The sequence below is a fragment of the Phyllobacterium phragmitis genome (genome assembly GCF_002980495.1).
Classification (GTDB): Bacteria; Pseudomonadota; Alphaproteobacteria; order Rhizobiales; family Rhizobiaceae; genus Paramesorhizobium; species Paramesorhizobium phragmitis.
Genome location: NZ_PVBR01000015.1, coordinates 1 through 14,578, shown reverse-complemented (window position 1 = coordinate 14,578; position 14,578 = coordinate 1). Strand labels below are relative to the sequence as shown.

Genomic DNA, 14,578 nt, shown 5'->3' with positions numbered 1-14,578 from the left:
CTCCGGCCCTTTGTTTCCCCGCAAGTCCTTGGAAAAAGCAGTTGCTGCTTTCCCCGGGGAAACCCGCTACGCACTTTTCCTAGATTTGCGTTGGAAATCCACCGTCAGCGGACCTGATCCAACAGGCGCTTGCACTCGAGGAGATCGAAAAGCGCCTCCTGCAGCAAGGTTCGGTTATCCTTGGAAAGGCGCTTGTCATCCGCGCCGATCGGGCCGTCTTCCTCGCCCTTCAGCAGGCCGAAAAGCTTGCGGCCGGGCTGTGGCCGGGCAATGCCTGCAGGCAGAGCGTCGTTTCCATCCGCCTCGCCGCTATCGGCGGCTTCCTTTGCCAAGGCTGTCTGTTTCTGCCGCGTGATCGCCTCAACCGCAGCCACGTCGCCATTACCAAGCGCAATGACGAATGGAGCGCTGTTCTCGCGCAGCAATCGCTGCACGCCCTTGATCGTGTAGCCCTGATCATAGAGGAGATGGCGAATGCCTTTCAGCAGTTCGACATCGAGCGGGCGGTAGTAACGGCGTCCGCCGCCGCGCTTCATCGGCTTGATCTGGGTAAATCGCGTTTCCCAGAAACGCAGTACATGCTGAGGCAGACCGAGGTCTTCGGCTACTTCGCTGATCGTCCTGAAAGCATCCGGGCTCTTGTCCATGCGCGTCCCCTTCCGGCTACAAAATCGGCCCGAAAATCGAAATCGATCTTCGGAAAGCACGATGCGTAGATATAAAAACTCAGAGCGTCCTTTGCGCGTCCAGATGGGCGCGCAATGCTCCAGGGAGTACGATTCGCCTCTTAATATCAGCGATTTATGCGCGGTCTTTCAAGCGTTGGGATCGGGTTACCAACCGTTGTTTCATGAAATTCGCAAAAAATGACGAATTCTCAGCCGGTTTTGCGCTTGCGGCTTTGATGCGCCTGCAAAATGCGCTGCTTGAGCACATTGGACGCCTTGAATGTCATCACGCGGCGCGGAAGGATCGGCACTTCCTCGCCCGTCTTCGGGTTGCGACCGATACGCTCGTTCTTCTCACGGACATGAAACGTCGCGAAAGACGAAAGCTTAACCGTTTCGCCATTCACAATCGCGTCGCAAACCTCGTCGAGTATCATTTCCACCAATGCGGCCGACTCTGTGCGCGAAAGTCCCACCTTGCGGTAGACGGCCTCTGCCAGATCGGCGCGCGTGACAGTCTTTCCCCCCATGACGGAACCTACTTGGTTAGCGATTGCAACAAATAATATAGTTAAGTTACGGGACGTTACACAATGAGTTCCAGCGGGGTCAAGCCGCCTCGATCGGGCAAAGCGATAAAAAGCCCCTTCACCAGCGAACGAGAACGGCCCCCCAGGTAAATCCGCCGCCCATGGCTTCCAAAAGCACGAGATCGCCCTTCTTGATACGTCCATCGGCGACTGCCGCCGCCAGCGCCAGCGGAACCGACGCAGCGGATGTATTGCCGTGCCGATCGACTGTAATAACCACCTTTTCCTCGGCAAGACCGAGCTTTTTTGCGGATGCATCGATGATGCGCTTATTTGCCTGGTGCGGCACGAACCAGTCTATATCGTCCACCGTAATACCCGCATCGGCCAAGGACGCCTCGATCACGTCCGTTATCATTCCGACAGCATGTTTGAACACTTCGCGGCCTTCCATGCGCAGATGACCGACCGTTTGCGTGGTCGATGGCCCGCCATCGACGTAAAGCTTTTCCTTGTGCGAACCGTCCGAACGCAAATTCGCAGCCAGGACACCTCGATCGGAGGTCAAGCCATGGCCCTCTCCCGCTTCCAGCACCATGGCGCCGGCGCCATCCCCGAAAAGGACGCATGTCGTGCGGTCCGTCCAGTCCAGAATGCGCGAAAAAGTCTCGCTACCGATCACGAGCACCCGCCTCGCCAGGCTGCCGCGAATATAGAGGTCGGCGGTGGTAAGGGCATAGATGAAGCCGCTGCATACGGCCTGCACATCGAAGGCGAAGCCGTGCGTGATGCCCAGTTCCTTCTGGATCTCAACGGCGCTCGCCGGAAAGGTGTGGTTGGGCGTCGATGTCGCGACAATAATCACATCGATGTCTTCGGGCATCAGCCCGGCATTCTCAAGTGCCGCCCGCGCCGCGGCAGCGCCGAGCGAAACGGTGGTCTCGCCCTCGCCCGCGATATGGCGCTGCCTGATTCCGGTGCGCTGAACGATCCATTCGTCCGACGTCTCGACAATGCCTTCGAAATCGGCGTTCTTCATGATGCGGGCGGGCGTTGCAGCGCCGACGCCTTTCACGATGGATCTGATCATGCTTGTTTTCCTGTCATATACAAAGCTGGCGCAAAGCCGGGCCTGCACAAAAAAGCTCGGGGCTTGGCGATTACTGCTGTTCCTCGGCGTCGTCCTCAACAGTGGCAGCAGCAGGGCGGATCTCGTGAAATTGACTCAGATCGGCAGAGATTTTTTCAAGGAGCGCATTGCGCACCATGTCATAACCGACTTCCAGCGCAGCAGCGAAGCCTTCCGCATCGGCTCCACCGTGGCTCTTGATAACGACGCCGTTCAATCCGAGGAAGACACCGCCATTGACCTTGCGCGGGTCCATCTTCTCGCGCAGCCGGTCGAACGCGCTCTTGGCGAAGATATAGCCAATCTTCGCCATCCATGTCCGGTTCATCGCGGCACGCAGAAGGTCCGCCATCTGCCTGGCCGTGCCTTCGGCGGCCTTCAGCGCGATATTGCCGGAGAAGCCTTCGGTCACCACGACATCGACCGTGCCCTTGCCGATATCGTTGCCCTCGACGAAACCTGAATATTCAAGGCCGGCCAGCGGGACCTCGCGGAGTATCTGCGCGGCCTCCCTGATCTCGTCGAGGCCCTTCACCTCCTCGACGCCGACATTGAGCAGACCGACCGTGGGGCGCTTGATCTCGAACAGAGCGCGCGCCATGCCCGCCCCCATGACGGCATAGTCCACAAGCTGCTGCGCGTTGGCGCCGATGGTGGCACCAACGTCGAGCACGATGCTTTCACCGCGCAATGTCGGCCAGATCGCCGCGATCGCCGGGCGCTCGACATCGGCCATCATGCGCAGGCAGAATTTCGACATCGCCATCAATGCGCCGGTATTGCCGGCGGAAACGCAGACATCCGCCTCGCCCGCCTGGACCGCTTCGAGCGACTGCCACATGGAGGATTTGCCACGGCCGTTGCGCAACGCCTGACTCGGCTTCTCATCCATGCGGATGGCGATTTCGCTTGCGTGAAAGGTGGATGCAGCCTGCAGCCTGGGATATCGTGCCAGAACAGGCTCGACCCGATCCGCCAGACCATAGATGACGAAGCGTATATCCGGATGGCGCTCAAGCGCTATCGCCGCGCCGGGGACAACAATTTCTGGGCCAAAATCGCCTCCCATCGCATCGATCGAGATTCTGATCACTCTGTTTTCCTGTCCCGGTGCCGGTGCGGTTTTCAGACCGCTCCATTTTGTTCAGCGCGTGTTCCCTGGCATATTCCTGGAAATACCGTGTGGCTTTCCCGAACATGCTCTGGTTGTTTACGCCAGCCGTTCCCCGCCGGTGCCTTTTGCGGGGTGCGGGGAAAATAGCGTTTTTGCGGTCACAAACAACCGGAATTTCAATGCTGCAAAGCCGAATATCACGGCTTTTTCTTCCAATCGGCGAGGCTGGCGAAAGGAGAAACCGGCTTTTCCGTATCTGTCACCGCTGATTCCGAAGACGTAATCGGTTCCGTGATGCCGGGCTTGCGAGGATAGGGATCAATGGCAAGTTCGAAAAATTCCTCCGCTACCGCGCCGATATCGATGCGATCACCGGAGAAGGTTTCCGGCATATCCGGTCCTTCCGCGTCGATCAGCATCTCGCCGCTTTCGTCAAGGCGAATGCGCGCGAGCTTGGAATTTTCCGGCACGAACACCGCTTCCACGTCTTCGGCAATCCTGGCATCGAGAGGTTCGAGCGTGACAATACAGGCCTGGACGATATCGGCATCGATCCGGCCCTGCACTTTCACGCCCTGCTTCTTCCACGGCATGATCTGGAATTCAGCCTCGAAGGACTTCACCACTTCCAGGTCGTGGTCCCTGGCGAGCGCCGTGCGCTCCCGTTCATTCGCCTTGATCGTGACGGTGATGCCTTTCTGGGGCAGATGCTGCACGGAAACCGGAAATTTCAGGGCGGAGGTCTCGCTCATGTTCGAATCTTCTTTCTTGGCCTTGTTTCCCAGCCTGTCACTCTCAGTCAGTCTGCGGTAAGGCCAATCGCCCCGCATCGGGAAACACGATGTTGCCACGCGCCAGTTCCTCGTCGAGCTGCCTCTCAAGGCTTTCCTTTGCTTCAAAGCCATAGGCCGCAAGCGGTGCCGCGCCTGGCCAGAACTCCAGATCCGGGCGGACGTTGCGTGTCAACGCAGCGGCAAATGCTTCGCGGTCATCCTCGGCGAACGCGGCCTCATACGAGCCGACACGGCCATAAAACATGCGTGCCAGCTTCTTCATCCGCTTCGGCACGCCCTGGTCGCCAATGCCCAGTTCGCGCAGGGAATGATCGACATCCCTGAAGAACTCATCGGCAATCTCCTGGCTGATGGCGCGAAGCGATGCATTGTCTCCCTTCAGACGGCGCATGGTCAGGAAGACATGCAGCGAAAGCATTTCATAGCGTCCAAGCGGCGTATCGGGCACATCAAATTGTGAATAGAAGCGCGTCTGCCGCGCCGCTGCCACGATCGCCTCATAAACGGCAAGGGTAATTGCCTCATTCGCCTTCGACTTGCGGCTGAAAAGATTGAGAATCATCAGGGGTGGACCGTGCTTGTTGCATCCAGAAGCAAGGTGGTTTACCGAAGTTCTCCCGATGGCGAAAGTGCCAGATTGGGGTAATGAAAATGGAGATGTCGTTGTTGCAGCGGATTTTCAAGGGTGTTCGGACGAGAGAAGCGTTTCTTGTCGGAACCACCATTCTTTTTTCAGCCAGTTTGACCGGGTGCAACACCGCGGCGTCACTCAACCCTGCTGAAACGCTGACCCAGGGCTATGTACTGGATGAACAGGCGCTCGATTCGATTCCCGTCGGCTCGAGCCGCGAACAGGTGCTCCTGTCGCTCGGCTCGCCGTCAACTACGGCGACTTTCGACAATGAAGTCTTCTATTACATCTCGGAGAAGCGCTATCGGCCGGTCCAGTTCCTGAGGCCGAAGACCATCGACCGGCGCATCCTCGCGGTGTATTTCGATGGGGACGGCAAAGTCTCGCAAATCGCGAATTATGGCCTCCAGGACGGCAGAGTGTTCGATTTCATCTCGCGGACCACGCCGACCGGTGGCAAGGATCAATCCTTCCTCGGCCAGCTCCTGGCCGGCGCCGGAACAACGCCTTCACTACCGACTACGGGGCGCTGACCGACCTGTTAATCAATTACGCAGATCCGAAAGAAAAAACCCGCGAAAGCAATTCCGCGGGTTTCTTTTTGAATCGGGCTTCAAGACCTCATGAATGCGCCAGCACCGCCAGCAGCAGCAAGGCTACGATGTTGGTGATCTTGATCGCCGGATTGACCGCCGGGCCGGCCGTATCCTTGTAGGGATCGCCCACGGTGTCGCCGGTGACCGAAGCCTTATGAGCTTCGGAGCCTTTCATATGCTTGATTCCATCGGCATCGATGAACCCGTCTTCGAAGCTTTTCTTGGCATTGTCCCAGGCACCGCCACCCGACGTCATGGAGATCGCCACGAAAAGGCCGTTGACGATGACGCCAAGAAGCGATGCGCCGAGTGCGGCGAAGGCCGAAGCCTTCGAGCCCGAGATCAACAGCACGCCGAAATAGACGACGAGCGGCGCCAGAACGGGGAGCAGCGACGGGACGATCATCTCCCGGATGGCCGCCTTGGTCAGAAGATCGACCGCGCGGGCATAATCCGGCCTGTCCTTGCCGGTCATGATCCCCGGCTTTTCGCGGAACTGGCGGCGCACTTCCTGCACCACCGATCCGGCCGCCCTTCCCACGGCGGTCATGGCTATGCCGCCGAAGAGATAGGGAATCATGCCGCCGAAGATCAGCCCGGCCACCACATAGGGGTTGGAGAGATCGAAGGAGACCGGGCCCATATTGGCGAAATAGGGATAGGTCGCCCCATTGGCGGCAAAATAGGCCAGATCGTTGGAATAGGCGGCAAAAAGCACCAGTGCACCCAGGCCGGCCGAACCGATGGCGTAACCCTTGGTGACGGCCTTGGTGGTATTGCCGACGGCATCGAGCGCATCGGTCGACTTGCGCACCTCCGGATCGAGGCCCGCCATCTCGGCGATGCCGCCCGCATTGTCGGTCACGGGACCGAAGGCGTCGAGCGCGACGATCATGCCGGCAATGCCCAGCATGGCGGTCACGGCGATGCCGGTCCCGAACAGGCCGGCAAGCTGGTAGGTGGAGATGATGCCGCCGATGATGACGATCGCCGGAAGTGCCGTCGATTCGAGCGATACGGCCAGCCCCTGGATAACATTGGTGCCATGGCCGCTCACCGACGCCTGGGCGATCGAGTTGACCGGGCGCTTGTTGGTGCCGGTATAGTATTCGGTGATGACGACGATCAATCCCGTCACCACAAGGCCGACCAGCCCGCAGATGAAGAGATTGCCGCCGGTGATCGCCATTCCAGCAACCGTACCGATCTCGCCCCAGCCGATGGTGATCGACGTGGCGACGGCGAGGCCGACGATCGACAGGAGGCCTGTTACGATCAGGCCCTTGTAGAGCGCGCCCATGATCGAGCCGTTGGCGCCGAGCTTGACGAAGAAGGTGCCGGCGATGGATGTGACGATGCAGACGCCGCCGATCGCCAGCGGATAAAGCATGATCGATTCGAACAAGGCGCTACCGCTGAAGAAGATCGCCGCCAGCACCATGGTGGCGACCACGGTCACCGCGTAGGTCTCGAACAAATCCGCCGCCATGCCGGCACAGTCGCCGACATTATCGCCGACATTGTCGGCGATCGTCGCAGGATTGCGCGGGTCGTCCTCCGGGATTCCCGCCTCGACCTTGCCGACGAGATCGCCGCCGACATCCGCACCCTTGGTGAAGATGCCGCCGCCGAGACGCGCGAAGATGGAAATAAGCGAAGCACCGAAGCCGAGCGAAACCAGCGCGTCGATCACGGTGCGGTCGGCCGGCGAATAGCCAAGCCATTGCGTCAGCACGAAATAATAAACGGAGACGCCGAGAAGCGCCAAGCCAGCCACCAGAAGGCCGGTGATCGCGCCGGATTTGAAGGCGATTTCCAACCCGCCCGCAAGACTACGCGATGCGGCCTGGGCGGTACGGACATTGGCGCGCACCGAGACATGCATGCCGATAAAGCCCGTCAGGCCCGATAGGACAGCGCCTATGAGAAAGCCTATCGCCGCAGTCGACGACAGAAGGAACCAGACGGCGATGAAGACGACGATGCCGACAAGGGCGATGGTCGTGTATTGCCGCGCGAGATAGGCCTGCGCACCCTCGCGGATGGCGCCTGCGATTTCCTGCATTCTTGCATTGCCCTGATCGGCCGAAAGGACCGATCTCGTCGCCCAGACGGCGTAAAGGACAGCAAGCAAACCGCAGGCTATGACGAGAAGAAGAACTGCCATGCCAACTCCCATTGATCTTGGCCCAAAGCTCCTCCCCGGGCCTATGTTTCAGTACAGCATGAAGATACCCCTCCCGCCGCACGGCGGAGAGGATGCGAAACAGCGCTGAAAACGTCAAGATATAGTTATTGGGAGCAGATAACCGGCCGATATGAACCTTACGCTATCAGCAATCACTCCGCAGGAGCGGAGACACGCCGCCGCTCATAGGCGACAAGCGCTGCCAGCGCCAGAAGGCACGCACCGGCTACGGGGAAGACGATCCAGTTCAGCGCATCCCAGCCGAATGCAGTCAGCGTCTTGCCGGACATCAGGGAGGCGGCGGCAACCGTTCCGAACAGCAGGAAATCGTGCAGGCCCTCGATCTTGCCCTTTTCCGAACGACGATAGGTATCCGTCACCATCGTGGTCGCGCCGATGAAACCGAAGTTCCAGCCGACGCCGAGCAGGATGAGGGCGAGCCAGAAATTCCATAGTTCGAGGCCGGAAAGCGCAACCGCGGCGCAAGCGAGAAGCAGAAGGAGCCCGGTTGCGACGATCGTCTCCTTGCCGAAGCGCGCAATGAGGCGTCCGGTGAAGAAGCTCGGCGCGAACATGGCGAGAACGTGCCATTGGATGCCGAGCGTCGCCTCATCAGTCGAAAACCCGCAACCGACCATGGCAAGCGGCGCACCCGTCATGACGAAGCTCATCAGCGCATAGGTGACGATGGCGCAGAGAAGCGCCACGAAAAATCGCGGCTGGGAAATGATGGTGCGGACCGGCCGCGGCGGCAGGATATCGTCCTCCACCACCGCTGCGACGTAATTTTTCATGCGCAGCAGGGAGAGGATGAACATGCCCAGCACGCCGATGACGCCGACCGCCAGGAAGGAGCCGGCAAACATGACCGGAGTGAAAAGCTCGCGCGTATAGATTACCGCCGTCGGGCCGATGATGGCCGCAAAGACGCCACCTGTCATGACCCAGGAGATCGCCCTGGGCTTGAAGGAAAGCGGCGCGTTGTCGGTCGCCGCGAAACGATATTGCTGGACGAAGGCGTTTCCAGCGCCGATCAGCATGAGACCTGCCGCGAACAGCCAGAAATTGCCCTCAAACAGGGCGAATGCGGCAACGAGACCGCCAAGCGACGTGACGCCGGCGCCGGACATGAAGCCGTAGCGCCGCCCGATCACCCGCATGAGGGCGGCGGCGGGAAGCATGCCGAGCGCCGTTCCCAGATTGAAACCGGTAACGGGAGCGGTGGCCAGCGACTTGTCGAGACCTAAGAGATAGAACCCCGCGAGTCCCCCCATGGAAATCGCGATGGGTGCGGCACTGCCGATAATCGATTGCGCCGCCGCCAAGATGAGGGCGGTTCGTTTTGCCTCGGTTTCGGCCGGCCCGCTCACGCGCCCTTCATGCCGCGGCTTTCACCGCGAATCTGGTGCGCCAAGCGGTCAAGAACGGCATTCACCAGCTTGGGCTCGTCCTCGGTGTAGAAAGCCTTGGCAATATCGACATATTCCGAGACGATGACGGCGGTCGGAACATCCTTGCGGTTCTTCAATTCCCACGTACCGGCACGCAGGATGGCGCGCAGCGTCGAATCCAGCCGCGACAGCGGCCAATCCTCGGTCAGCGCCTCGCGGATCATCGGATCAAGCCTGAGCTGATCGGTGACAACGCCGGATACGATGGCGCGGAACCATTGCGGGTCGGCTTCGAGATATTGCGCGCCGTCGACCTCCTTGCCGAGACGGAAGGATTCATATTCCGCCACGACTTCGAGCACGCCGGTTCCGGCGACGTCCATCTGATAGAGTGCCTGCACCGCAGCAAGGCGGGCAGCGCCACGCTTGTTGGCCATACGGGCGGCGGCGGGTCGCCCTTCAGCAGAAGAAGCCATCGCTTCAGGCTCCCAGTTTCTTGCGCAAACCGATCATGGTGAGCGCGGCACGGGCGGCGAAACCGCCCTTGTCCTTGTCTTCGCGCCGCGCGCGAACCCATGCCTGCTCCTCGTTCTCGACGGTCAGGATGCCATTGCCGATGGCAAGGCCTTCCTCGACGGCGAGACCGGTCAGCGCACGGCAGGATTCATTGGCGACAATTTCGAAATGATAGGTTTCGCCGCGAATGACGCAGCCGAGCGCGACATAGCCGTCATACTCGGCCCCATCCTCGTCGACGCCGTCGAGCGCGAAGGAAATGGCGGCGGGTATTTCCAGCGCACCCGGCACGGTCACCACCTCATAGGTCGCGCCAGCCTCGTCGAGCGCCAGCTTGGCGCCGTTGAGAAGCGCGTCGGCGAGGTCATCGTAAAACCGGGCTTCGACAATAAGCAGATGCGGCGCGCGCGCCTTTTTCTTGGCCATAAAGAGCTCCATGACAGGTTTGCGGACCGACAGCGGTCGACGCTGAAATGCTGACGGAAAGGTAGTCCGCCATTCGGCAATGGCTCTAGGCCGATTTCGGATATTGCGCAAGCCGCGCAGCGTATCGCGCGAGCTGATCGATCTCGATATTTACCTTATCGCCTGCCTTGCGGTCTCCCCAGGTGGTAACCTCAAGCGAGTGGCGGATCAAAAGGACATCGAATTCATTGCCGTCGACGCCGTTGACGGTCAGCGATGTCCCGTCCAGGGCGACAGACCCTTTCTGGGCGATGAAGGGGGCAAGGGCCTCCGGCGCGCGCAGCCGGAAACGGACGGCATCGCCCTCCTGCCTGCGCTCGATGATCTCCGCCTGCCCGTCGACATGACCTGAAACCAGATGGCCGCCCATCTCGTCTCCCAGCTTCAGCGAACGTTCGAGATTGATCGGCGTTCCCGGTCGCCATTCGCCAATCGTGGTCAGGCGTAGCGCCTCCTCCCATGCCTCGACTTCGAACCAACGGGTGTTGGAGCCCTTTTCAGGCAGTCCCACGACAGTGAGGCAGACGCCCGAGCACGCGATCGAGGCACCGAGTTCGATCGTATCAGGATCATAGGCCGTCTCGAGGCGCAGAAGCAGGCCCTCATTCAGCAGCTTAATCCGTTCGACCTTGCCGACGTCCGTAATGATACCAGTAAACATCAGGGCTTCCTCCTGAATTCGGTGAAACGATCAGCGCCGAAACGCGCTTCGTGGGACAAGATGAAACTGGCGATATGGGAGCGCAGGTCAGGCATGGCAAGCCCCTGTTCCTCACCGATCGCATCAGGGCCTTCGAAAAGCGCTACGCGGTCGATCAAACCCTCGTTCAGAAAATAATCGGCGACATTGGCGCCGCCCTCGACCATGATTGTCGCGATACCCTGCGCGGCCAGATCCTCCAGCAATTCCGGCAAGGCGATGCGGCCATTGATGCTCTCCGTCGCCAGGATACGGCAGCCGGCATCGATCATCGCCTGCTTTTTGCGGGGATCGGCGTCCGCGCCACAGGCGATCCAGACGGGAACAGCAGATGAGGAGAGCACCAGCGCCGAGGAAAGCGGCAGCCGCAGATCGCTGTCGAGCACGATGCGAACCGGAGAGCGCTGTTCCAGTCCGGCCAAGCGACAGGTGAGCATCGGATCGTCGGCCAGCGCCGTGCCGATCCCAACCAATATCGCGTCGCTTTCTGCTCGCATCAGATGCACCTGCGCCCGCGACACCGGCCCCGTGATAGGCACCTGCCCCTCGCCCTTGCGGCCGATCATGCCGTCGGCGGAAACGGCAAGCTTCAGAGTGACTTCCGGCCGCTTCTTGAAAGAGCGAATCAAATAGCCGGCCATCACATCGGCGGCCTGGTCGGCCAGCACGCCCTCGATGACTTCGAGGCTGCTTCCGCGCAATATGGCATAACCCTTTCCGGAAACGCGATCGTCCGGATCGGTCGCGGCCGCGACGACGCGCACCACACCGGCGGTGACCAGCGCATCGGCGCAAGGCGGCGTGCGGCCGTGATGGGCACAGGGTTCGAGGGTCACATAGGCTGTCGCACCCCTGGCCTGTTCACCTGCCTCGGCGATTGCCTGCGTTTCGGCATGCGGCCTGCCGCCGATCGCCGTCACGCCGCGGCCGACGATGACAGGTCCGTCACCATCGTCACGAACAATCAGTGTCGCAACCGAAGGATTGGTGCCCGTCAGCCCGAGATGCCTGCGGGAAAAGCGGATGGCGGCAGCCATGAACCGCAGATCGGCAGTGCTGATTGCTGAAGAACGCGCGCCCGACATCGACTAGTCGTCCGAAAAATCGTCGGGAAGCTTGTCCTTGACGGTCAACTCGTCAATGACATTGTGGAAATCGCTCGCCTCGCGGAAATTGCGGTAGACGGAGGCGAAGCGGATATAGGCGATATCGTCTATGCCTTTCAGCGCATCCATGACCAGGCGGCCGATCTCGTCCGATGCCACTTCCGCTTCGCCCGAGCTTTCCAGCTGGCGGACAATACCTGATATGGCGCGCTCGACGCGTTCGGCGTCGACCTGGCGCTTGCGCAGCGCCACTTCGACCGACCGCATCAGCTTGTCGCGGTCGAAGGGAACTCGACGCCCGCTTTTCTTGACCACCAGCAGCTCGCGCAGCTGAACGCGTTCAAAAGTGGTGAAACGTCCGCCGCAAACCGAGCAGACCCGACGCCGACGGATCACCGCACCGTCTTCCGCGGGGCGGGAATCCTTCACCTGTGTGTCTTCCGACTGGCAATATGGGCAACGCATGAACTTCTTTCGCCGTGATTCTTCGCGGCAGACTATGGCATAAGAATTTCATAATGAACCACGCAATTGCCGCATGGCGAGGCATACCCCCCTCTGTCCTGCCGGACATCTCCCCCTCAAGGGGGGAGATTGGCTGACACGTCTCTCCGCCCCCGTTCTGCCAAGTCTGCGATTGGTGCCGCGCGGTCATGAAGGCGTAATCTCCCCCCTTGAGGGGGAGATGGCTGGCAAGCCAGAGGGGGGTACTGCCCCACCGGCGTTTCCAATTCAATAATTGCCCGATATCAGCCGAGATATGAATAGAGCGGGAAGCGGCTGGTGAGCGCCACGACCTTTTCCTTCACAGCCTTCTCCACCACGGCATTGCCATCATCGGAATTGGCGACCTTCAACCCGTCGAGCACCTCTGAAATCAGATTGCCGATTTCCTGGAACTCGGCGATGCCGAAGCCGCGCGTCGTGCCGGCTGGCGTGCCGAGACGGACGCCAGAGGTGACGAACGGCTTTTCGGGATCGAAGGGAATGCCATTCTTGTTGCAGGTGATGTTGGCGCGGCCAAGGGCTGATTCCGCCCGTTTGCCGGTGGCGTTCTTCGGGCGCAGGTCGACCAGCATGAGATGGTTGTCCGTGCCGCCGGACACGATGTCGAGGCCGTTTTGCTTCAGGACTTCGGCCAGAGCGCGGGCATTTTCCACGACATTGCGGGTATAGGTCTTGAATTCAGGGCGTAGCGCCTCGCCGAAAGCCACGGCCTTTGCCGCGATGACATGCATCAGCGGGCCGCCCTGGAGGCCGGGGAACACGGCCGAATTGATCTTCTTGGCGAGTTCGGCATCGTTGGTGAGGATCATGCCGCCGCGCGGGCCGCGAAGCGATTTGTGCGTCGTCGTCGTCGCGACGTGGGCGTGCGGGATCGGTGAAGGATGGACGCCGCCGGCAACGAGACCGGCGATATGCGCCATGTCGACCATCAGGTAGGCGCCGACCGAATCGGCGATCTGGCGGAAGCGCTGCCAATCCCAGAAGCGGGAATAGGCCGTGCCGCCGGCGATGATGAGCTTGGGCTTGTGCTCATTGGCGAGGCGTTCGACCTCATCCATGTCGAGTAGGTTGTCATCCTTACGCACGCCGTAGGAAACGACGTTGAACCATTTGCCCGACATATTGACGGGGGAGCCGTGCGTCAGATGTCCGCCGGAATTGAGGTCTAGGCCCATGAAGGTGTCGCCCGGCTGCAACAATGCCAGGAACACGGCCTGGTTCATCTGGCTGCCGGAGTTCGGCTGTACGTTGACGAATTCCGCGCCGAACAGCTTTTTGGCACGCTCGATGGCCAGTTCCTCGGCCACATCGACGAACTGGCAGCCGCCATAATAGCGCTTGCCGGGATAGCCTTCGGCATATTTGTTGGTCATGATCGAGCCCTGCGCCTCGAGAACGGCACGGGAAACGATGTTTTCCGAAGCGATCAGCTCGATTTCATGGCGCTGGCGGCCAAGTTCGTTACGGATCGCGCCGAACAGTTCGGCATCGGTTTCCTCAAGGCTGGCGTTGAAGAATGTTTCCGAAAATGCCTGCGCTGAAGCAGCGTTCGCCTGCGACATGATAGCTATCCCTCCGGGTTGCCGGTCAAAGGTTACAGCATCGGCCCGAAAATCGGAATCGATTTTCGGAAAGCACGATGCGCAGATTCAATAACTTACAGCGTCCTTTGTGCGTCCTAAAGGACGCACCGCGCTGTAGTGAATGACGGCGCATTATCATATTTAGCTGGCCAAGGCCAATGGCCGGACCGCGAAAAGCAATGGCCGAAAACCGTCATAAACGAAAAAAGCCGCCCAGCGGCGGCCTTTTATTATTCTGTCCCGTTTTTTCCTATTCACCTGAATCTGAAGTTCGTCTCATTGTCTTCTGGCAGAAGCGCTTGACCGATGCGAGGATTTGGTCTGCGGATTTGACCCACCTGTAAGGGGTAGGGCTTTCGTTGTGGGCTTTGATAAAGGCGTCGATATCGGCTTCCAGTTCTGCGGTGGAGCGATGGACGCCGCGCTGCAACTGCTTTCGCGTCAGCTCTGCAAACCACCGCTCGACCTGATTGATCCAGGAGGCCGAAGTCGGTGTGAAGTGGACATGCCAGTGCGGGCGGCGCGCAAGCCAAGCCTTGATCCGTGGCGTCTTGTGGGTCGCATAGTTGTCCATCACCAGATGCACGTCCGGGCCCTTTGGCATCTCGGCGTCGATCCGCTTCAGGAAGTCGAGGAATTCGGTGGCGCGGTGACGCTTGT

Annotated in this window: 16 protein-coding genes; 1 reads left to right on the top strand and 15 read right to left on the bottom strand. The window is 60.1% G+C overall.

Features of this window, described 5'->3' with window-relative positions; translation table 11 throughout:
* Positions 1-104: 104 nt before the first annotated feature.
* The 6 genes from C5748_RS18620 to C5748_RS18595 form a co-directional block, all read right to left on the bottom strand.
* The gene (locus C5748_RS18620; protein ID WP_105743443.1) at positions 105-647 is read right to left on the bottom strand and encodes a MerR family transcriptional regulator; all 543 of its coding nucleotides are present in this window, start codon (positions 645-647) and stop codon (positions 105-107) included.
* Between the two features lie 230 nt (positions 648-877).
* Positions 878-1,198 (bottom strand): integration host factor subunit alpha, encoded by a 321-nt coding sequence (locus C5748_RS18615; protein ID WP_105743442.1) that lies wholly within the window; start codon positions 1,196-1,198, stop codon positions 878-880.
* A gap of 118 nt (positions 1,199-1,316) precedes the next feature.
* The gene (locus C5748_RS18610) at positions 1,317-2,288 is read right to left on the bottom strand and encodes a beta-ketoacyl-ACP synthase III (protein WP_105743441.1); all 972 of its coding nucleotides are present in this window, start codon (positions 2,286-2,288) and stop codon (positions 1,317-1,319) included.
* Between the two features lie 70 nt (positions 2,289-2,358).
* Positions 2,359-3,420, bottom strand: a complete 1,062-nt coding sequence (gene plsX, locus C5748_RS18605) for a phosphate acyltransferase PlsX (RefSeq protein WP_105743440.1) — start codon at positions 3,418-3,420, stop codon at positions 2,359-2,361.
* A gap of 218 nt (positions 3,421-3,638) precedes the next feature.
* On the bottom strand, positions 3,639-4,193 hold the full coding sequence (locus tag C5748_RS18600; RefSeq protein WP_105743439.1) for a YceD family protein: 555 nt from the start codon (positions 4,191-4,193) through the stop codon (positions 3,639-3,641).
* A gap of 43 nt (positions 4,194-4,236) precedes the next feature.
* Complete coding sequence (locus C5748_RS18595; protein WP_105743438.1) at positions 4,237-4,797, bottom strand: ubiquinol-cytochrome C chaperone family protein; 561 nt, start codon at positions 4,795-4,797, stop codon at positions 4,237-4,239.
* A 101-nt stretch (positions 4,798-4,898) separates the two neighbouring features.
* Between C5748_RS18595 and C5748_RS18590 the strand changes: the two genes are divergently transcribed.
* Positions 4,899-5,399 carry an outer membrane protein assembly factor BamE gene (locus C5748_RS18590; protein WP_199194838.1) on the top strand — a complete coding sequence of 167 codons (501 nt, stop codon included), beginning with the start codon at positions 4,899-4,901 and terminating at the stop codon, positions 5,397-5,399.
* Between the two features lie 88 nt (positions 5,400-5,487).
* Here C5748_RS18590 and C5748_RS18585 read toward each other — a convergent pair whose 3' ends face one another.
* The 9 genes from C5748_RS18585 to C5748_RS18540 form a co-directional block, all read right to left on the bottom strand.
* Positions 5,488-7,641, bottom strand: coding sequence for a sodium-translocating pyrophosphatase (locus tag C5748_RS18585; RefSeq protein ID WP_105743437.1), 2,154 nt, complete (start codon positions 7,639-7,641; stop codon positions 5,488-5,490).
* Positions 7,642-7,802: 161 nt separating this feature from the next.
* Positions 7,803-9,020, bottom strand: a complete 1,218-nt coding sequence (locus tag C5748_RS18580) for an MFS transporter (RefSeq protein WP_105743436.1) — start codon at positions 9,018-9,020, stop codon at positions 7,803-7,805.
* The gene (nusB, locus tag C5748_RS18575) at positions 9,017-9,517 is read right to left on the bottom strand and encodes a transcription antitermination factor NusB (protein ID WP_105743435.1); all 501 of its coding nucleotides are present in this window, start codon (positions 9,515-9,517) and stop codon (positions 9,017-9,019) included. Before nusB ends, C5748_RS18580 begins: the two co-directional genes overlap by 4 nt.
* A gap of 4 nt (positions 9,518-9,521) precedes the next feature.
* Positions 9,522-9,983 carry a 6,7-dimethyl-8-ribityllumazine synthase gene (locus tag C5748_RS18570; protein WP_105743528.1) on the bottom strand — a complete coding sequence of 154 codons (462 nt, stop codon included), beginning with the start codon at positions 9,981-9,983 and terminating at the stop codon, positions 9,522-9,524.
* An 85-nt stretch (positions 9,984-10,068) separates the two neighbouring features.
* Positions 10,069-10,683 carry a riboflavin synthase gene (locus C5748_RS18565; RefSeq protein WP_105743434.1) on the bottom strand — a complete coding sequence of 205 codons (615 nt, stop codon included), beginning with the start codon at positions 10,681-10,683 and terminating at the stop codon, positions 10,069-10,071.
* Positions 10,683-11,807, bottom strand: coding sequence for a bifunctional diaminohydroxyphosphoribosylaminopyrimidine deaminase/5-amino-6-(5-phosphoribosylamino)uracil reductase RibD (gene ribD / locus C5748_RS18560; RefSeq protein WP_105743433.1), 1,125 nt, complete (start codon positions 11,805-11,807; stop codon positions 10,683-10,685). Before ribD ends, C5748_RS18565 begins: the two co-directional genes overlap by 1 nt.
* A gap of 3 nt (positions 11,808-11,810) precedes the next feature.
* Positions 11,811-12,293: a transcriptional regulator NrdR gene (gene nrdR / locus C5748_RS18555; RefSeq protein WP_105743432.1), complete on the bottom strand. Its 483-nt coding sequence runs from the start codon at positions 12,291-12,293 to the stop codon at positions 11,811-11,813.
* Between the two features lie 284 nt (positions 12,294-12,577).
* Entirely contained in the window at positions 12,578-13,897 is a 1,320-nt protein-coding gene (gene glyA / locus C5748_RS18545; protein ID WP_105743430.1) for a serine hydroxymethyltransferase, read from the bottom strand.
* Between the two features lie 271 nt (positions 13,898-14,168).
* Positions 14,169-14,578 (bottom strand): transposase (locus tag C5748_RS18540; RefSeq protein ID WP_199194833.1); only part of this gene is annotated, 410 nt, incomplete at its 5' end.